Source organism: Caulobacter sp. Root1472 (assembly GCF_001426985.1).
Taxonomy (GTDB): Bacteria; Pseudomonadota; Alphaproteobacteria; order Caulobacterales; family Caulobacteraceae; genus Caulobacter; species Caulobacter rhizosphaerae.
This window is the reverse complement of the sequence record NZ_LMFX01000049.1, coordinates 107426-126463: the sequence shown is the minus strand read 5'-3', so window position 1 is coordinate 126463 and position 19038 is coordinate 107426. Positions and strand designations below refer to the sequence as shown.

At 68.4% G+C, this 19038-nt stretch carries 18 protein-coding genes and 1 pseudogene; 13 read left to right on the top strand and 6 right to left on the bottom strand.

Going from position 1 to position 19038, the window contains the following annotated elements:
- Positions 1–45: 45 nt before the first annotated feature.
- A complete protein-coding gene (locus tag ASD47_RS23305) occupies positions 46–228 on the bottom strand; it encodes a hypothetical protein (RefSeq protein WP_056761959.1) in 183 nt (60 codons plus the stop codon).
- 127 nt (positions 229–355) lie between these two features.
- On the opposite strand from ASD47_RS23305, the gene ASD47_RS23300 reads away from it, so the two are divergent.
- Genes ASD47_RS23300 through ASD47_RS23290 form a run of 3 tightly spaced genes read left to right on the top strand, consistent with a single transcriptional unit; the run spans position 356 to position 2701 of the window.
- Positions 356–1252 (top strand): alpha/beta hydrolase, encoded by an 897-nt coding sequence (locus ASD47_RS23300; RefSeq protein ID WP_056761958.1) that lies wholly within the window; start codon positions 356–358, stop codon positions 1250–1252.
- Positions 1253–1295: 43 nt separating this feature from the next.
- On the top strand, positions 1296–2108 hold the full coding sequence (locus tag ASD47_RS23295; RefSeq protein ID WP_056761956.1) for a hypothetical protein: 813 nt from the start codon (positions 1296–1298) through the stop codon (positions 2106–2108).
- 56 nt (positions 2109–2164) lie between these two features.
- Positions 2165–2701, top strand: coding sequence for an AAA family ATPase (locus tag ASD47_RS23290; protein WP_235526147.1), 537 nt, complete (start codon positions 2165–2167; stop codon positions 2699–2701).
- A 41-nt stretch (positions 2702–2742) separates the two neighbouring features.
- Here ASD47_RS23290 and ASD47_RS23285 read toward each other — a convergent pair whose 3' ends face one another.
- Positions 2743–4974 carry a S9 family peptidase gene (locus ASD47_RS23285; protein WP_056761955.1) on the bottom strand — a complete coding sequence of 744 codons (2232 nt, stop codon included), beginning with the start codon at positions 4972–4974 and terminating at the stop codon, positions 2743–2745.
- 274 nt (positions 4975–5248) lie between these two features.
- Between ASD47_RS23285 and ASD47_RS23280 the strand changes: the two genes are divergently transcribed.
- A complete protein-coding gene (locus tag ASD47_RS23280) occupies positions 5249–5584 on the top strand; it encodes an EF-hand domain-containing protein (protein WP_056762117.1) in 336 nt (111 codons plus the stop codon).
- Positions 5585–5615: 31 nt separating this feature from the next.
- Here the strand turns inward: ASD47_RS23280 and lepB are convergent, their stop codons facing one another.
- The 3 genes and pseudogenes from lepB to ASD47_RS27785 form a co-directional block, all read right to left on the bottom strand.
- Positions 5616–6380, bottom strand: a complete 765-nt coding sequence (lepB, locus tag ASD47_RS23275) for a signal peptidase I (protein WP_056761953.1) — start codon at positions 6378–6380, stop codon at positions 5616–5618.
- Between the two features lie 132 nt (positions 6381–6512).
- Entirely contained in the window at positions 6513–8891 is a 2379-nt protein-coding gene (locus tag ASD47_RS23270; RefSeq protein WP_056761952.1) for a TonB-dependent receptor, read from the bottom strand.
- A 158-nt stretch (positions 8892–9049) separates the two neighbouring features.
- Positions 9050–9163: pseudogene (locus tag ASD47_RS27785) on the bottom strand (hypothetical protein); the annotation flags it as partial.
- Positions 9164–9238: 75 nt separating this feature from the next.
- Between ASD47_RS27785 and ettA the strand changes: the two are divergent.
- On the top strand, positions 9239–10906 hold the full coding sequence (ettA, locus tag ASD47_RS23265) for an energy-dependent translational throttle protein EttA (RefSeq protein ID WP_056761950.1): 1668 nt from the start codon (positions 9239–9241) through the stop codon (positions 10904–10906).
- Positions 10907–10976: 70 nt separating this feature from the next.
- Here ettA and ASD47_RS26845 read toward each other — a convergent pair whose 3' ends face one another.
- A complete protein-coding gene (locus ASD47_RS26845; RefSeq protein ID WP_235526145.1) occupies positions 10977–11417 on the bottom strand; it encodes a hypothetical protein in 441 nt (146 codons plus the stop codon).
- Between the two features lie 186 nt (positions 11418–11603).
- Between ASD47_RS26845 and ASD47_RS23255 the strand changes: the two genes are divergently transcribed.
- From ASD47_RS23255 to ASD47_RS23220, 8 genes are all read left to right on the top strand, one after another.
- Positions 11604–12215, top strand: coding sequence for a type 1 glutamine amidotransferase domain-containing protein (locus ASD47_RS23255; RefSeq protein ID WP_056761948.1), 612 nt, complete (start codon positions 11604–11606; stop codon positions 12213–12215).
- A 196-nt stretch (positions 12216–12411) separates the two neighbouring features.
- Entirely contained in the window at positions 12412–13371 is a 960-nt protein-coding gene (locus ASD47_RS23250; RefSeq protein WP_056761946.1) for a 2-hydroxyacid dehydrogenase, read from the top strand.
- Between the two features lie 198 nt (positions 13372–13569).
- A complete protein-coding gene (locus ASD47_RS23245; protein ID WP_056761943.1) occupies positions 13570–13944 on the top strand; it encodes a VOC family protein in 375 nt (124 codons plus the stop codon).
- 97 nt (positions 13945–14041) lie between these two features.
- Positions 14042–15043 carry a metalloregulator ArsR/SmtB family transcription factor gene (locus ASD47_RS23240; protein ID WP_056761942.1) on the top strand — a complete coding sequence of 334 codons (1002 nt, stop codon included), beginning with the start codon at positions 14042–14044 and terminating at the stop codon, positions 15041–15043.
- The gene (gene metF, locus ASD47_RS23235) at positions 15040–15996 is read left to right on the top strand and encodes a methylenetetrahydrofolate reductase [NAD(P)H] (RefSeq protein ID WP_056761940.1); all 957 of its coding nucleotides are present in this window, start codon (positions 15040–15042) and stop codon (positions 15994–15996) included. Before ASD47_RS23240 ends, metF begins: the two co-directional genes overlap by 4 nt.
- Positions 15993–16868 (top strand): CAU/MBL1b family subclass B3 metallo-beta-lactamase, encoded by an 876-nt coding sequence (gene blaCAU / locus ASD47_RS23230; protein ID WP_056761938.1) that lies wholly within the window; start codon positions 15993–15995, stop codon positions 16866–16868. Before metF ends, blaCAU begins: the two co-directional genes overlap by 4 nt.
- Before the next feature lie 85 nt (positions 16869–16953).
- The gene (locus ASD47_RS23225) at positions 16954–18030 is read left to right on the top strand and encodes a homocysteine S-methyltransferase family protein (RefSeq protein WP_056761936.1); all 1077 of its coding nucleotides are present in this window, start codon (positions 16954–16956) and stop codon (positions 18028–18030) included.
- Positions 18031–18041: 11 nt separating this feature from the next.
- On the top strand, positions 18042–19037 hold the full coding sequence (locus tag ASD47_RS23220; protein WP_056761934.1) for an ATP-grasp domain-containing protein: 996 nt from the start codon (positions 18042–18044) through the stop codon (positions 19035–19037).
- Position 19038 lies beyond the last annotated feature (1 nt).

The following is a 19038-nucleotide window of genomic DNA, read 5'->3' as shown; positions in this document are numbered from 1 at the left end:
GTCAAAGCACGGCGTTCTCAAGGCGCCGCTTGAGGTGAACGCGATCTAGCGCGTCATCCAGGGCTTGCTCTTGCTGCTCGAGGCGGCGGCGGCGGCCTGCTCGCGCTGGAATCGACCGCCGCGCGGCGGCTGCGGCTTGGCGGCGAGCGCGGCCTTCTTCAGGCGCAGGGCGCGCTGGATCGGGGTTTCGCCGGGAACGTCGGGATGGTCGTCGGTCTTGTCGGTCATGGGCGGCTTCTAGCACGATCGGCGACCGCGCGTCCCGGCCGGCGCGCAGCCGAGGGCCGTTGCCACGGGTGTCGATCTGTCTCAACCTTGGGTCATGCCATGAGGCCGGTGTGCGGGGGAGATTGTGATGGGTCTGGGTGTGAACCGGCGAGGCCTGCTGGCCGCGGGGCCCCTGTTGATGCTGGGCGGCGCCGGCCCGGCGACGGCGGCCGATCTTCCGGGCGAGACCATCGCCCTGTGGCCCGGCGCAGCCCCCGGCGGCGAGGCGGTGAAGGCCGCCGAGCGGCGCGTGCCCTACAACTGGCCGGACGGCCGCGTCGATTACAGCATCGTGGGCGTCACCCGCCCGACCCTGACGATCTATCGGCCCGTCGGCGTCCTGCCGCCGAAGTTCGCCGTGCTGGTGTTGCCGGGCGGCGGGTTCAACAAGGTGGTGATCGACAAGGAAGGCCACGACGTCGCCCGCTGGCTGGCGGGGCAGGGGATCGCGGCCGGCGTGCTGCTTTACCGCCTGCCGACCGACCGCTGGTCCGCAGGCGTCGACGCGCCGCTGCAGGACGCCCAGCGCGCCTTGCGACTGCTGAAGGCCAAGGTCGGGGCGTCTCGGACTGGAGCCTTGGGCTTCTCCGCCGGCGCGACCCTGGCGGCGGCCTTGGCCTCGCGGGGCGCCGCGCCGCTCTATCCGCCGGTCGACGCCCTGGACGGCCGGCCAGTGCTGCCCGATTTCATCGGCCTGGGCTACGTCTGGCTGACCACGCCCAAGCCCCGGGGGCCGGAATGGACACCGTTCCACGGCTTCACCGTCCCGACCCAGGCCTTCATCTTTCATGCCGCCGATGATCCCAAGGTCCCGATCGCCAACGCTCGCGAAGGCGCGGCGGCGATCCGTGCGGCGGGCGGCCAAGCCGAGGTGCATGAATATCCGACCGGCGGCCACGGCTTTGCCCTGCGCTCGCCGCCCGACGCGCCGGAAGCAGCCTGGGCCGGCCAGTTCCTGGCCTGGCTGGACCGCCTGGGCGGCTGAGCCGGTCCTGGCGTCACGGCTCCGCTTGAGGCATCGTCGCCGCGTGGGCGACTCGGCGATCAACGGCAGGACCTGGAACGAGGCCGAACAGGACCTGGTGGTCGGCGACTATCTGGTCATGCTCGACAAGACGATGTCCGGCCGCGCCTACGATCCGGCCAACCACCAGCGCACCTTGCGGTTCGTCACCAACCGATCGGGTGGAGCGATCACCTTTCTGCAGGGTGAGATCTCGGCGGTGCTGACCCTGATCGGCCTGCCGACCCTGAACGATCATCCGCCGCGCTGGGACTTCGGCGACGGCCTGGTCGACGCGATCGACCGCTGCCTGAGCGCGCGGCCGGGCGTCCTCAAGGACCTGGCCCAGCCGCCGGCCCTGCTGGGCCAGGCCGGCGCCCCGATCCTGGCCGAAGGCGCCCCGTCGCTGGCCCGTCATGCCCCGTCCAGCGAGCGCGCCCAACGGCTGGTCGCCAAGTTCGACCCCGCCGTCCGCGATCACGGGGCCCGGATCCTGGCCCGGATCGGTCTCGCCGCGGCCCTGGTCCACGAGCAGCGCCGGCTGGAGGAACGCGGCCGCCCGGACCTCGCTGCCCAGGTCCGCCTGGCCCTGCCGCCCGCCGACGAGGGGTGCGACCTAGTCAGCTTCAGCCGCACGGGCGCGCCCCGCCGCATAGCCGTGAAGACCACCACCGGCGGTCCGGCCACGCCCTTCCATCTGACCCTCGCCGAGGAAGCCTTGCGCACGGCGCAGCCGGAGGTCTTCGTCATCCACCGCCTGTACGACGTGGCGCGGGAGGCGCGGATGTTCCGGGTGAGGACGACCCAGCCGGCCACCTTGCCGGCGGCTGTCTCCTAGTCCTGCCCGGTTGTCTGCCTTCCGTACCGGGGAGCGGATCACAACCCGACAGGAGGTTGACCCTGAACCGTTTCGTCGTGCTCTCCGGCTGCTCCGGCGGCGGCAAGTCAACCCTGTTGACCGAACTACAGCGGCGCGGCCACGCCGGGGTCGAGGAGCCCGGCCGGCGGATCGTGCGGGAAGCGCTGGCCGGCGGCGGCGCGGCCTTGCCCTGGATCGACGCAGCGGCCTTCGCGCGACGGGCCGTGGCGGTGGCGCTGGCGGATCGCACGACCGCCCAAGGCCTGACGGGTTGGGTGTTCTTCGATCGCGGCCTGGTCGACGCCGCCGCGGCCCTGGAGCATGCGACCGGCGAGGCCGTGCTGGAGCCGCTGGGCCGGGCCCATCGCTACCATCGGCGCGTGTTCCTGGCCCCGCCATGGCCGGAGATCTATGTCAACGATCCCGAGCGGCCGCACGGCTTCGAGGCGGCTAAGGCCGAGTACGAGCGGTTGCTGTCGGCCTACCGACGGCTTGGCTATGCGGTCTCGATCCTGCCGAAGACCGACGTCGTCGCGCGGGCCGGCTTCGTGCTGGAGAGGCTGGAAGTCTAGGGCGCGATCGGGGACAGGCGCATGGGCCTGTCCCGGCCTCGTCACTGGCCTTTCAACTGGCGATCGAAGAACGCCAGATGCGTTTTGAGCACGTGCAGGCCCTTGGTCTTGCTGCCGGGCGCGCTGTGGCGCTCGCCCGGATAAAGCATCATCTCGAACGGGATGGCGTTCTTCTGCATGGCCGCGATCAGGCGGGTGCTGTTCTCGAAGATGACGTTGTCGTCGGCCATGCCGTGCAGCAGCAGGAGGCTGTTGGGCTTGAGGTTTTTCAGGCGGTTGAGCACGTCCGACTGGGTGTAGCCGTCCTTGTTCTCGTCCGGCTTGCCCATGAACTGCTCGGTATAGTGGGTGTCGTAGAGGCCCCACTCGGTCGGCGGCGCGCCTGCGGCCCCGGCCTTGAACGGCGTGTCTGGCGCGGTCATCAGCATCAGGGTCATGAAGCCGCCGTACGACCAGCCCATCACGCCCAGCTTGTCGGCGTCGACATAGGGCAGGCCGGCCAGGAACTTGGCGCCGACTAACTGGTCCTCAACCTCGACCGTGCCCATGCGGCGGTCCAAGGCGCGCTTGAACTTGGCCGAGCGGTTGGCGCTGCCGCGGTTGTCCAGCTTGAAGATGACGTAGCCATCCTCGAGATAGGGCCGCTCGCCGACCTTCTGCCAGGAGCGGCTGACGGTCTGGGCGTGCGGGCCGCCATAGACCGAGACGATGGCCGGGTACTTTTTGGCCGGATCGAAGCCGACCGGCTTGAGGATCTCGTAGTGCAGCGCCTCGCCGTCGGCCGCCGTCAGCGTGCCGAACTCGGGGGCGGGCAGGGTGGCGGCGTAGGGCCAGTACGGGTGCCCCTGGGCCAGCCGGTTCTCCTCGATCCAGCGCACGCGCCTGCCCGTGGCGTCATACAGCGCCATCTGCGGCGGGGTCTTCGGATCGCTGTAGCCGGCGGTGAAGGCGCCGCCCGTCTCGGCCACCTTGGCGGTCCACCAGCCGCCGGCCGGCGTCAAGGCCTTCGGCGTGGCCGGCTTGGCATAGGAGACCTCGTAAATTCGACGCTCCAGCGGGGTGTCGATCGAGGCTGAGAAGATCGCCACCTTGCGGGCCTCGTCGACGCCTTCCAGGTCGGCGACCGGCCAGTCGCCGGTCGTGACCTGGGCGATCAGCTTGCCGTCGGCGGCGTAGCGGTAGAGGTGCTTGTAGCCCGACTTTTCCGACGACCACAGGAAGCTTCCATCCTTCAGCGGATGGAAGTCGTCCGACAGCTCGATCCAGTGGGCGTCGGTGTCGGTGACGATCGTCTTGCCCCCAACCATCTGGCCAGGGCCCGAAGCCGGATCGTAGGCGATCAGCTCAAGGTTTTTCTGGTCGCGGGTCTGCCGCTGGACGTACAGGGTCTTGCCGTCGGCCGACCAGTCGACGCGGGCGACATAGATGTCCTTGTTCGGACCCAGGTCGATCTGGACGACCTTGCCGGTGGCCAGGTCCTGGACGAACAGGTCGACCACGGCGTTGGGGCGGCCGGCGCGCGGATAGCGCTGCTCGACCACGGTGGCGCCGCCCGGACCGATGTCGGCGCGGGGGATCACGTCGACGCCGCTTTCGTCGACCCGGGTGTAGGCGATGCTGGTCTCGCCCGGGTTCCACCAGTAGCCGGTGAAACGGTCCATTTCCTCCTGGGCCACGAACTCGGCCGTGCCGAACGACAGGGCGTCCTTGCCCTGCGTGGTCAGGGCCTTCTCCGGGCCGCCAGCCACGGGCTTGATGTAGAGGTTCTGGTCGCGGACGTAGGAGACGAAGCCGCCCTTGGGCGAGACCTTGGCGTCGACCTCATCGCCAGGGGTCTCGGTCAGGCGGGTGACCTTGCCGTCGGCGACGCTGTCCAGATAGAGGTCGCCGTCCAGCGGGACCAGGATGAAGCGGCCTTCCTCGTCCCAGCTGTATTCGACGATGCCGCGGGCCGAGACGCGGGCCCGTTCGCGGCGAGCCTTCTCGGCCTCCGACAGTTCCTTGCCGCCCGACGACAGGGCCGCGGAGTCGATCAGGCGGTAGGGCTCGCCGCCCTTCACATCGGCGGCCCACAGGTCCTGAACGTTGGCGGCCTCGGGCTTACCCTTCAGGTAGGTGACGCGCTTGCCGTCCGGCGACAGGGCCACGCCCTTGGCCGTGGGACCGTTCAGGGCGGGGTCGGCGAAGATCCGTTCGGGGGTGAGTTTTTCCGCCAGGACCGGCGATGACAGGGCGAGGCAGGCCGTGATGGCCAGGAGCGAGGGTCTGATCATGGCGCGGGACGCTAGAGGCCAGCGTGGCCGTTGTCAGCAGGGAAGTTCGGGTTCGCTCAAAGGGGCGCAGAGTGCGTCAGCTCGCCGCGTCCGGCAGGAAACGCTTGCCATGACGCATCTGTTAGCGCTAACAGGAGCTCGTGAGGCGCCGAGCGCCTCTGCCCTTCCTGGGCGTTTCCTCCCTAATAACTTTCAGCCCGGTCTTTTGGCCGGGCTTTCTTTTTGCGCGTCGGCAAAGATGCTAGCCTTTCGAGGCATCATCGAGAGGATGGCCATGAACCCTGGCAAGCCGCCCAAGAAGAGCGACATGCTCGAGGTCCGTCTGCCGCACGAGACCAAGGTCGCCTTCATGGCGCGATGCCGCGAGACGCGCCGCACCGCCAGCGAGGCGGTCCGCGTCTTTATCGACCAGGAACTGGACGGCCGGACGGGCCGTCCGAGCCGCTCGAACCTGGGCTGGCGTGTCCTGGCCGCCGCGGTGGCGGGCCTGGCCGTCGGCGCGGTCGCCGCTCCCTCCCTGGCCCGGCCGCTCGCGGCCCACGCGGCCTTCGACCGCCTGGACGCCAATCACGATGGCGCATTGAGCTTCGAGGAATTCAGCCGACGCTGACTGGGGGAGCACGCCGCGGGCGTGTCCCCGGTCAGCGGATGGGCTTCAGGAAGCGGTCGGGCTGCAGGTCCAGCCACGTCCAGGGCTTGAGGATCGACGCGCCTGGTCGCCATGAGGCCAACACGAACCCGGCCTTGCCGACCAGATTCTCGGCGGGCAGCAGCCCGACGCCCAACTCGTGCGGCCAGCGGCTATCCAGCGAGTTGTCGCGGTTGTCGCCCATCACGAAGTACTGACCGGGCGGCACGACATAGACGTCGGTGTCGTCGCCCGGCTGCCCGGGGCCGCCATCGTAGGTGACGTAGGCGCGGCCGTCGGGCGTGTGCTCCCCGATCGCCAGAACCCGCCGGTCCTGCGCGTCGTGGTCCCAGATGACGCCCAGCGGAGCCTGGGGGATCGCCCGGCCGTTGACGAAGACCTGGCCCCTGCGAACCTGGACCCGGTCGCCGGGCAGGCCGATCACGCGCTTGATCCAGGTCTGGGCCGGATCGCGCGGCAATCGAAACACCACCACGTCTCCCCGCTGGGCCGCGCGGCCCAGCAGACGTCCTTCGAACAGGGGCGGGTTCAGAGGAAGCGAGGCGCGGCTCCAGCCATAGGCCAGCTTGGAGACGACGATGTAGTCGCCGGTGACGAGACCGGGCTCCATCGAGGACGACGGGATGGTGAAGGGCTGAAAAAGAACGACCCGCAGGACCAGTGCGATCGCCAGGGCGACGCCGACGGTGCGGACGATGTCGATGATCTCGTGGCCCAGGGCGGCCATGGACGGGGCGGGGGAGGAGGTGTCGGTCATGTTCCGACGACGCTCCGGCGCGCGGCGAAAGACCAGAAAAGCCGTGTCGGGACAGCCCGGAAATCGTGTCCGGACACGGGAAAGCTGGCGTCGCGATCGGGGACACGCCGCAAAGGCGTGTCCCCGCCGGTCCTAGAACCGCTTGCGGACCGTCACATAGGCCTGGCGCGGGGCGCCCGGCAGCAGGGTCATGGCCGTGCCGCTCGGGTCGGCCTTGGACGCGCCGCCCGAGCCCACCGTCGAGATGTAGTCCTCGTCGGTCAGGTTGGTGATGTTGGCCTGCACCTCCAGGCCGCGCAGCCAGGCGTTGGTTTCGCCGGCGAAGCGGTAGCCGACGGTCAGGTCCGCGACGGTGAAGCCGTCGACCTTGCCGCCGTCGTTCTCGAACGTGTACCAGCGCGAGCTGGTATAGCTGACACCGAGGTTGCCGAAGAAGCCTGCGCCCTTGTCGTAGCCCAGGCTGGCCTTCAGCAGGGACTTGGGCGTGAAGACAACGTCCTTGCCCTTGGTGTGCATCGCCACCGTGCCGCCGGCGCCCGGGACGTCGTCCTCGTAGGTGGAGTCGTTGTAGGCGTAGGAGCCGTACAGGGACCAGGCGTCGGTGATCCGATACTGGCCGGCCAGCTCGATCCCCTTGGTCTTGACCGCGCCGACGTTCGACAGAACCGCCGGCAGGCCCAGGATCGGCGGGGCGGTGCTGGCGCTGTCCAGGCGGTTCTCGAAGTCGACGTGATAGAACGCTGCCACGCCCTGGAAGCGGTCGGTCTTGTAGCGGACGCCGCCCTCGAAGGTCTTGGACGTTTCGGGCTTGAGGTTGTCGCGGACGAAATCCACCACGGCCTGATTTTGAGAGGCGAACGGGCCCGAGGTGGCGGCCGAGACGTAGGCGGCCATGTTCTCGGTGTAGCCGCCGAACAGCTCCACGCCATTGTTCAGGTCATAGACGACCCCGACCTGGGGCAGGAAGTTGTCCTTGGACTGGATCTTGCCGTTCACGGCGCCGACGATCGACTTGACCTCGTTCTCGACCTTCAGGGCCTTGAAGCCGAAATTGACCTTCAGGGCGTCGGTCAGCGTCCAGACGTCCTGGACGTAGCCGGTCGTGGTCTTGGTGTTGAACTTGTACTCCCACGAGGTCTTGAAGGGGTTGGACTGGAAGTCCAGCGGGTCGCGCGACGGGGCGGCCAGGGTCTCGGCGTAGAACCGGCGGGCCTGGTGGAAGTCGTTGTCCTCGGTCCAGAAGCCGGCGCTGATCGCATGGCTGCCCAGGTCGACATAGAGGTTGCCGATCAGGCCCTTGCGGTCGATGTCGTACTCGGTGGTGCGGATCGCCAGCGGGGCGGCCGTCGACCCAGCCGCGCCATAGCCCGGGCTGACGGTGTAGGGCGTGTACCACAGGCCCTGACCCTGGTTCTTGTGGCCGTAGCCGGTCAGGTCGAAGCGGACCATCTCGCCCAGGTCGTGCTTCAGGGTGACGGCGTAGATGTCGTCGTCGCGGATGCCGGCGCCGGCGTAGTAGGCGTCGTCGGGGGTGGCCACGCCGTACTGGGCGTAGGGGTTGGTCCCCACCCCGGTCCAGTAGCCGCCGTTCAGGATCGGCGTCGCGCCGGCGTAGTTGGCCGGGTTGTTCAGTACGGTGGCCACGCCGATGGCCTTGTTCCAGTCAGGCTGGAAGTTGTCCCAGTTGCGGCCCAGGCGCTTGATCATGTCGAAGGACATGTCCTGGTAGTCCTGCTCGCGGCGCTCCGAATGGTTCCAGAACGCGGTCAGCGAGCCGGTCTCGCCCAGGGGCAGCACGACCTTGGCGTCGTACTGGCGCTGCTTCTGCTCGCTGCCGCCCTTCCACTTGTCGGCCTTCTGGTCGACGGCCGAGACGTAGGCGCGCAGGCCGCCCAGGCTCTCGATGGCGCCGGTGTCGATCCGGCCGAACACCCGGTACATCGAGTCCGAGCCGACCGTGGCGTTGGTCTGGACGTGGAACTCCTGCGACGGATCGCGGGTGAAGAACTGCAGCGTGCCGCCCAGATTGCTGGTCGAGGCGGTCGACAGCGAACCGGCGCCCTGGGCCAGTTCGACCTTGCCCAGGTCTTCGCTGATGACGGCGCGACTGACGTGCAGGCCGTTGTAGTTGCCGTAGCTCATGTCGCCCAGGGGCACGCCGTCCAGGGTGAAGCCAAGGCGGCTCTGGTCGAAGCCGCGGATCGCGACGCGGGTCGACCATTCGTAGGCGCCGAAGGCGTCGGCCGACTGGAAGCTCACGCCGGGCAGCTTCTCGACCGCGCGCAGCGGGCTGGAACCGGCGGCCAGGACCTCGATCTGGGTGGTGCTGATGGTCTGGACCTGGCGGCTCTGGCCTTGGCCCAGCACGATCACGGCGTCGACTTCGTTGGCGTCGGCCGCGGCTGCGTCGGCGGGGGCCGCGACGGCGGCGGGTTCGGCGGCCAGGGCCAGGTGCGGCGCGGTCAGCAGCAAGGCGCAGAAGGCCCCGCCCAGCATCAGGTGTCGTTTCATGCTTGTATCCCCACGCCGGCGCTCAAGGGGAGCGGCGCCGGCTTGGGGAGGTGCGGTAACAGCGCTCGACGACAGCGCGTCGACAGTTCCGTGTCGGGTTTCCGACGGAACAGCGACGGGGTGGTGACAGCGACGGTGCGTCCTTCGAGGCCCACGTTCGCGGGCGCCTCAGGATGAGGAGCTTTGTGGTTTCTGACTTCCTCATCCTGAGGTGGGAGGCGGAGCCGAGCCTCGAAGGACGCAAGGCGCGCGCCGAAACCCGCCGGGAACATTGCGGAATCCCGTCCCGGAGGCTATCTGAGCGCCCGACCCCCCGATCCCGAATACCGAAGAGGCCGACGCCCCCCATGGCTCAGCAATATATTTTCCAGATGCAAGGCCTGACCAAGGCCTATCCCGGCGGCAAGAAGGTCTTCGAGAACATCTGGCTGTCGTTCTATTCCGACGCCAAGATCGGCGTCGTGGGCGTCAACGGTTCGGGCAAGTCGACCCTGCTGAAGGTGATGGCCGGGATCGACAAGGAGTTCTCGGGCGAGGCCAAGGCCGCCGAAGGCATCCGCCGCGGCTATCTCCCGCAGGAGCCGGTGCTGGATCCGACGCTCGACGTCTGGGGCAACGTCATCGCCGACTGCGAGGACAAGAAGGTCTTCGATCAGTACAACGCGCTGGCCGCCCGGCTGGGCGAGGAATATTCCGACGAGCTCATGGAGGAGATGACCAAGCTCCAGGAGATCATCGACGCGCGCGACCTTTGGGACATCGACTCCAAGGTCGAGATGGCCATCGACGCTCTGCGCTGCCCGCCCAACGACGCCAATATCGAAAGCCTGTCGGGCGGCGAGAAGCGCCGCATCGCCTTGGCGCGCCTGCTGCTCAGCAAGCCCGACATCATGCTGCTGGACGAACCGACCAACCACCTGGACGCCGAGTCGGTGGCCTGGCTGCAGCACCACCTGGAAAACTTCCCGGGCTGCGTGATCCTGGTCACCCACGATCGCTACTTCCTGGATCAGGTCACCAAGTGGACCCTGGAGCTGGATCGCGGCAAGGGCATCCCCTACGAGGGCAACTACTCCGGCTGGCTGGAGCAGAAGCAGAAGCGCGTCGTCCAGGAACAGTCCGAGTCCGAGTCCCGCCAGCGCGCCCTGACCCGCGAACTGGAATGGGTGCGCAGCTCGCCCAAGGCCCGCCAGTCCAAGTCCAAGGCCCGCCTGGCGTCGTACGAGGAAATGGTCGCCGCCCAGGAGAACGCCCGCGCCGCCCAGACCCACGCCCACATCCAGATCCCGCCCGGCCCGCGCCTGGGCAACGTGGTGCTGGAAGTCACCGGCCTGGAGAAGGAGTACGGCGACAAGGTGCTGTTCAAGGACCTGTCGTTCAAGCTGCCGCCGAACGGCATCGTCGGCGTGATCGGCCCGAACGGCGCCGGCAAGTCGACCCTGTTCAAGCTGATCACCGGCCGCGAGCAGCCCGACCAGGGCACGGTCAAGGTCGGCGAGACCGTCAAGCTGTCGTATGTCGACCAGTCGCGCGACGCGCTCGACCCGAACAAGACGATCTGGCAGGAGATCAGCGGCGGCACCGACGTGATGATCGTCGGCAAGCGCGAGATCAACAGCCGCGCCTATGTCGGCAGCTTCAACTTCAAGGGCGGCGACCAGCAGAAGAAGGTCGGCCTGCTGTCGGGCGGTGAGCGCAACCGCGTCCACCTGGCCAAGACCCTGGCCACCGGCGGCAACCTGCTGCTGCTCGACGAACCGACCAACGACCTGGACATCGAGACCCTGCAGGCCCTGGAAGAGGCGCTGGAAGAGTTCGCCGGCTGCGCCGTGGTCATCAGCCACGATCGCTGGTTCCTGGACCGCCTGGCGACCCACATCCTGGCCTTCGAGGGCGACAGCCACGTCGAATGGTTCGAAGGCAACTTCGAGATGTACGAGGAAGACAAGAAGCGCCGCCTGGGCGCCGACAGCCTGATCCCCAAGCGCATCAAGTTCCAGAAGTTCGCGCGATAGCGCGAACGGATCGTCTTACGCGCAACGGGGCGGCCTGCGAGGGCCGCCCCGTCGTCGTTTGGGCTCAAGCCTACTTCGGTTCGGTCGGCGCGCCGGGCGTCGTGGTCGAGCCGGGGAGGTTCGAATCAGGGGCCGGGGTCGAGGCGTCGGGCATGGTCGGCGGGGTGGCCGGCATGCTGGTCGAGGAGTCCGACGGCATGGTCGACGAGGTCGGTGGGTTCACCGAGCCGTCGGTGGTCGTCGAGGTCGAGGTCGAGGCCGTGGCCGAGGTGTCGGTGGCGGGCGCCGTGGCCGAGGTGTCGGTCGAGGTTCCGGTCGAGGCCGAGCCGCTCCACCAGTCCTTGCTGGCCCGGGTCTTGGGCGAGGCCTTCAGATAGGCGTCCAACTGGCTGTAGGGGATCGGCTGCTTGGGACTGGCCGCGGCGGTCGAGCCCTTGGATTGGGGCGCGGCCGAAGCGGCTCCGGCGACGAGCACGGCCAGCGCGACGCCGGCGGCGAGCGTTCTGATCATCATGAGACTGTTCTCCAGGCCTGAGCGCGCCGACAGGGCGCGTCGGCAACAGAAACCCGCAAGCGGGGCAACGGGTTCACAGCTTGGCCTTTCGCGCGTGACGGACCCGCCGCCGCAGGGGGCGGAACCTCGGGCGGCGCGACGGGTTTTGGCTGGCTGGTCGCCGTTCGTTTCAGGAGCCCCGCCATGTCCGATTCCAAGCTCGCCGGCCGCAAGGTCGCCGTCCTCGCCACCGACGGCTTCGAGCAGTCCGAGCTGGAAAAGCCGGTCGAGGCGCTGAAGGCGGCGGGGGCGCGGGTCGAGGTCGTTTCGCCCAAGCCCGGTCAGATCCAGGGGTGGGAGCATCAGGACAAGGGCCGAGCGGTGCCCGTCGATCGCGAGTTGGCCTCGGCCCAGCCCGCCGACTACGACGCCATCGTCCTGCCGGGCGGGGTGATGAACCCCGACGCCTTGCGGCTGGAGCCCAAGGCCATCGACTTCATCCGCCACTTCGTCACCGAGAAGAAGCCGGTGGCGGCGATCTGTCATGGGCCCTGGACCCTGATCAACGCCGGCGGGGTGGAGGGCCGGGAGATGACTTCGTGGCCGTCGCTGGAGGCCGACCTGAAGAACGCCGGCGCCAACTGGGTGGATCGCGAGGTCGTGGTCGACCAGGGGCTGGTCACCTCGCGCAAGCCCGACGACCTGCCGGCCTTCTGCGCCAAGATGATCGAGGAATTCGCCGAAGGCCGTCACAAGGCCTGGAGCATCGCGCGGAAAAGTGGACGCCGATTTTCCGCAAAAGCGATGCGAAAATAAAGATCTAGAGCGAACCGCACGATTCCTGCATCGCGCGGTTCGCTCTAGGGTGATCACTATTCCGGGACCTGGCGACCAATAGCGTTCGCCAGGAACTGGAGTAGCTTGATCTGGCGAGACTGATCCCGATCTTTCAGGAACAGGTCGCGGAGGCGTTGTCCTGATGGATCGCGCGTCGTCCGGGATGGAGAACAGCATGCCCCAAACGCCCGCCGAGAAGCCCCACATCGTCCTCTCGCACGAGATGCTGATGCCGCTGCAGCCGCTTCTCGAAGGGGCGTACCAGGTGCATCGCCTGTGGGACTATCCTGACCACCTGGCGTTCCTGGACGGGCCGGGGCGACAGGTGCGGGCCATCGTTCACGCCGGCGAGCTGGTGCTGGCCAAGGACCTGCTGTCGGAGATGCCCCGACTGGGCCTGATCGCGTGCGTCAGCGTCGGCTATGACGGCGTCGACGTCCCGTGGTGCAAGCAGCACGGCATCGCCGTCACCCATTCGGTCGGCCTCAACGCCGCCGACGTCGCCGACCACGCCGTGGGCCTGGTGCTGGCCGCCTGGCGCGGCATCGTGGAGGGCGATCAGAAGCTGCGTAGCGGCCACTGGACCAGCATGGAGCGGATGAGCCCCCGCCATGGCCTGCGCGGCCGCAAGGCGGGCATCGTCGGCCTGGGCCACATCGGCGAGGCCGTCGCCCGGCGGCTGGAAGCTTTCGAGCTGAAGGTCTCGTGGTGGGCGCCGCGTCTCAAGGACACCGACCGGCCCCGCGCCAGGAGCCTGCTGGACCTGGCCCGCGACAGCGACATCCTGGTGGTCTGCGCACGGCCCGACGCCACCAACCGCCACATGATCAACCAGGCGGTCATCGAGGCCCTGGGGCCGCAGGGTTTGCTGGTCAACATCGCCCGCGGTTCGCTGGTCGACGAGGACGCCCTGATCGCCGCGCTGAAGGACGGCCGGCTGGGCATGGCCGGACTGGATGTGTTCGACCACGAGCCGACCCCGGCCTCGCGCTGGGCCGGCGTGCCTCACACGGTCCTGACCCCTCACACCGCCGGCGCGACCCTGGACAGCATCCCGGCCATGGTCGGGCTGACTGTCGAGAACCTGCGCCGGTTCTTCAAGGGCGAAGCCCTGGCCTCGCCGGTGGACGGGTAGGATTCCGGAGGTCGAAAACCTCGTCCTTCGACAAGCTCAGGATGAGGTTTTCGACTGCTGGGCCTGCCAATGGTCCTCATCCTGAGCTTGTCGAAGGACGAGGACCACGCTCGGCCTTGAATGTCAGTCCCGCCTGGTCACAAACTTGGGGTCGAGGATTGAACGCGCGGCATCCGCGCGGCGCTGAGGGAGATCCGGATGGCCAAGGTGTTGGGGTTGGGCGGGGTGTTCTTCAAGGCGGAGGATCCCGCCGTCGTGCGGGACTGGTACGCCCGGGTGCTGGGATTCGAGGTGCAGGACTGGGGCGGGGTCATGTTCAAGTCGCTCAAGACGGGCTTCGCCAACTGGTCGCCGTTCGCCGCCGACACCCGCTATTTCGAACCGTCCCAGGCGCCGTTCATGATCAACTTCATCGTCGACGACCTGGACGGCGTGCTGGCCAAGGCGGCGGCCGAAGGGGTCGAGCCGACCGGGCGTCAGGACGAGGAGATGGGGAAGTTTGCCTGGCTGATCGACCCGGCCGGGGTCAAGATCGAGCTTTGGGAGCCGTCGAAGCCGTCTCCAGAGGCATAGTTTGCCGCGCCGGGCCGTTGGCGTTTCGGTCATTCACAGACGCGTCCCGGTCGGATTTTGCTTGCCAAATCGGACATAAAGATATCTTTATGTCCCTATGAAGGTATCGTCCGAACAGGTGGTGGATCTGCTGCGCGCGGCGGGCGAGTCGACCCGCCTGCGCGTGCTGGCCTTGCTGGCGACCGAAGAGCTTTCGGTGCTGGAGCTGTGCCGGATCCTGGACCAGAGCCAGCCTCGGGTCTCGCGGCACCTGAAGCTGCTGGCCGAAGCCGGGCTGGTCGAGCGGTTTCCGGACGGCGCGTGGGTGTTCTACCGTCTGGCGCTGAAGTCGGCGGGGCGGGCCGTGATCGAGCACGCCCTGGACCTTATCGACTCCCAGGATCCCGTCGCCCGGAGCGACGCCGAGCGACTGGCCTTGGTGCGCGCCGAGCGGACGGCTGGCGCCCAGGCCTATTTCGCCCGCAACGCCGCGCGCTGGAACGAGATCCGCTCGCTCTATGTCGACGAGGCCGAAGTCGAGGCCGCTATCCTGCAGGCGGCGGGCGAGGGGCCTTTCGACGAGATGGTCGACCTGGGCGCCGGCGCGGGCCGCATGCTGACGCTCTTTGGTCGTCGGGCGGGCGCGGCCCTGGGCTTGGACCTGTCGCAGCAGATGCTCAACATCGCTCGCGATGAGGTGGCCAAGGCGGGGCTGGTCCAGTGCGAGCTGCGCCACGGCGACATCTTCGCCACCGGCCTGCCGGGCGGCTGCGCCGACCTGGTGACCGTGCACCAGGTGCTGCACTATCTGGGCGATCCCGCCGCCGCCGTGGCCGAGGCCGCGCGTCTGGTGGCGGGAGGCGGCCTGCTGCTGATCGCCGACTTCGCGCCTCACGATCACGAGTTCCTGCGCGAGAGCCACCAGCACCGGCGCCTGGGCTTCGCCGACGCCGAGATCATCGCCTGGATCGAGACGGCCGGCCTGGTCCTTGACGCCAGCATCGCCCTGCCGCCGGCGTCCGACGAAGGCCTCACCGTCAAGATCTGGACGGCGCGCCGCCCCCACGACCCGACCGCCGTTCAAAACGCCGCCAAGACTGCCGAAAGAAGCGCCGCATGACCGTTCCTCCTCTTCGTCGCGTCCTGGGCCCGGTCGCCCGCGCCGGCGAGCGCACCGACCGGCCGCGCGTGTCGTTCGAGTTCTTCCCGCCCAAGACCGAACAGATGGAAGAGAACCTGTGGGCGGCGATCAAGCGCCTGGCCCCGCTGGACCCCGCCTTCGTCTCGGTGACCTACGGGGCTGGCGGGTCGACGCGTGAGCGCACCCATCGCACGGTCAAGCGCATCCTGGACGAGACCAACCTGAAGCCGGCCGCCCACCTGACCTGCGTCGGCGCCAGCCGCGCCGAGGTCGACGAGGTGATCCGCGAATACTGGGAGACTGGCGTGCGCCACGTGGTGTCGCTGCGCGGCGACCCGCCGCCCGGCGAAGGCGGCATCGGCGGCGTCTACGTGCCCCGCGAGGACGGCTACAGGAACGCCACCGAGCTGACCTCGGCCCTGAGAGCGGTCGCGCCGTTCAACGTGCTGGTCGGGGTCTATCCGGAGAAGCATCCCGAAAGCCCCTCGATCGAGCATGACATCGAGGTGCTGAAGGCCAAGGTCGACGCCGGGGCCACCCTGGCCATCAGCCAGTTCTTCTTCGATACCGACGCCTTCCTGCGGTTCGTCGATAAGGTGCGGGCGGCCGGGATCACCATCCCGATCGTGCCGGGCATCATGCCGGTGACCAATTTCAAGGGTCTGGTCAAGATGTCGGCCGCTTGCCAGACGGCGGTGCCGGCCTGGCTGGCCAATCTGTTCGATGGCCTGGACGAGGACGCCGACACCCGCCGGCTGATCGCCTGCTCGGTGGCCTCGGAGATGTGCGCCAAGCTGCAGGAGCAGGGTTTCTCCGACTTCCACTTCTACACCCTTAACCGCGCCGACCTCGTCTACGCCATCTGCCGCGTGCTGGGCGTGCGCGAGATCGCGCCGGCGCCGTCCCCCGTCTCGGCGGAGGCGGCGGCATGAAACGGGCGGCCCCAATCCTCCTGGCGATCGTCGCCCTGGCGGCTTTCGCGCCGGGAGCCACGACGTTCGCCGCCGATCCGGCCAACTGGTCCAAGCCGATCCGGCCCTACCGGGTGGTCGGCAACATCTACTATGTCGGCTCCGAAGGGCTGTCGGCCTGGCTGATCTCGTCGTCGGAAGGCCACGTGCTGCTCGACAGCGGGGCCTCGCCGGCGGGCGCCAAGCTGATCGAGGCCAACATCCAGGCGCTCGGCTTCAAGCTCTCGGATGTGAAGGTCCTGATCAACACCCACGCCCACTACGACCACGCGGGCGGGCTGGCCCAGTTGAAGGCCGACACCGGCGCCAAGGTCTGGGCCTCGCGGCCGGACGAGCCGGCCCTGAAGAAGGGCCAGCACTTCGGCGACAACGACAACGGGCTGACGCCGTTCGCGCCGGTCAAGGTCGACAAGGGGTTTGGCGACGGCCAGAAGCTGAAGCTGGGCGAGACCACCCTGGTCGCCCACCTGACGCCGGGCCACACGATCGGCTGCACCACCTGGACCACCCAGGTGGTCGACCGGGGGCGGCCGCTGAACGTCACCTTCCCCTGTTCGGCCTCGGTGGCCGGCAACGTGCTGGTGGGCAACAAGACCTACAGGACCATCGTCGCCGACTACCGCGCCACCTTCGCCACGCTGAAGGCGCTCCCCACCGACGTGATGCTGCCCGCCCACGAGGAGCAGGGCCATCTGCTGGACAAGCGCAGGAAGATGCTGGCCGGAGACGTCAACGCCTTCATCGACCTGACCGAACTGGCGCGCTATGCGGCGACTTCGGAGGAGGCGTTCGACAAGGAGCTTGCCCGGCAGCAGAACGCACGCAGGCCGTGACCTTCGCCCGACATTGGGCTCGGCGAGCAAAATTAGAGTTTTCGTTTCCTCGCGAAGCGCTGGAAAGACCCGGCAGGAGCCGACCATGACCGATCTTACCACCCGAACTGGCCGCATCGCGGCCCTGAAGGCCGCCGCCAAGGAACGCATCCTGATCCTCGACGGCTCGTGGGGGGTGATGTTCCAGAAGAAGAAGTTGTCCGAGGCCGACTACCGCGCCCAGCGCTTCGCCGACTACGACGGCCAGATGAAGGGCAACAACGACATCCTGTGCCTGACGCGGCCGGATCTGGTGGCGGAGCTGCACGACGCCTATTTCGCCGCCGGCGCCGACATCTCCGAGACCAACACTTTTTCCGGCACCACCATCGCCCAGGCCGACTACGGGCTGGACGCCGCCACGGTGCGCGACATCAATTTCGAGGGCGCGCGGATCGGCCGGTCGGTGGCCGATCGCTGGAACGCGGAAAACCCCGCCGGCCCCAAGTTCATCGCCGGCTCGATCGGGCCGCTGAACGTCATGCTGTCGATGTCGTCGGACGTGAACGATCCGGGCGCGCGCAAGGTGACCTTCGACCAGGTCTACCAGGCCTATCGCGAGCAGGTGGCGGCGCTCTACGAGGGGGGCGTCGACCTGTTCCTGATCGAGACCATCACCGACACCCTCAACTGCAAGGCCGCGATCAAGGCGATCATGGACCTGCGCGACGAGGGCCACGAAGAGCTGCCGATCTGGATCAGCGGTACGATCACCGACCGCTCGGGCCGCACCCTGTCGGGCCAGACGGCCGAGGCGTTCTGGAACTCGATCAAGCACTGCAAGCCGTTCGCGGTGGGCTTCAACTGCGCCCTGGGGGCGGACCTGATGCGCCCGCACATCGCCGAGATGGCCCGCATCGCCGACACCCTGGTCGCCGCCTATCCCAACGCCGGCCTGCCCAACGCCATGGGCGAGTATGACGAAGAACCGCATCAGACCGGCCACCAGCTGCATGAGTGGGCCAAGGACGGCATCGTCAACATCCTGGGCGGCTGCTGCGGCACCACCCCCGACCACATCCGGCATGTGGCCGACGAGGTGCGCGGCCTGACGCCCCGCGCCATCCCCGAGCGCCCCAAGGCCATGCGCCTGGCGGGCCTGGAACCGTTCGAGCTGGCTTGAGACCTTTCACGATGCGCACGACGATCCTCTTCGGCGGCATGAGCCGCGAACGCCTGGTCTCGGTGGCCAGCGCCAAGGCTCTGGCCAAGGCCCTGCCGGACGCCGACCTGTGGTTCTGGGCGCCCGACGACCAGGTCTATGTGGCCAGCGACACGGCGCTGCAGGCCCATGAGCGGCCGTTCGAGATCGACCTGCCGACCGAGGGCGCGCCGATCGGCGGGATCGCGGCGGCGCTCGACAAGGCCAGGGCCGAGGACCGCGTGCTGGTCCTGGGCATGCACGGCGGTGCGGCCGAGAACGGCGACCTGGCGGCCCTGTGTGAGGCGCGGGGCGTGGCCTTCACGGGGTCGGACAGCAAGTCCAGCCGCCTCGCCTTCGACAAGATCGCCACCAAGGCCGCTGTGGCCAAGGCCGGCGTCGTGGCGCCGTCGACGGTCGCCCTGGCCGACGCGGAAGCCGCTTTGGCGAAGTACGGCAAGCTGGTCGCCAAGCCGGTGGCCGACGGTTCCAGCTACGGCCTGATCTTCGTCAACGAAGCCGCCGACCTGGAGACCCTGAAGGCGGCCGCCGCCCGCGAGGCCTATGTGATCGAGCCGTTCGTGGCCGGCGCCGAGGCCACCTGCGGGGTACTGGAGCAGGACGGCCAGGTCTTCGCCCTGCCGCCGGTCGAGATCCGACCGGCCGACGGCGCGTTCGACTATATCGGCAAGTACCTGGCCAAGACGACGGAGGAGATCTGCCCGGCCACCTTCGCCCCCGAGGTCAACGCCGCCATGCAGGAGGCGGCCCTGAAGGCCCACAAGACGGTGGGCGCGGGCGGCTATTCGCGCAGCGACTTCATCGTCACGCCGAACGGCCCGATCTTCCTGGAGATCAACACCCTGCCGGGCATGACGGCGGCGTCGCTGTATCCCAAGTCGCTGAAAGCCCAAGGGATCACGTTCCGGGACTTCCTGGACGGCCAGATCGCCCTGGCGGTCGCGCGGGTCACGGCCGAGGGGGTCTAGG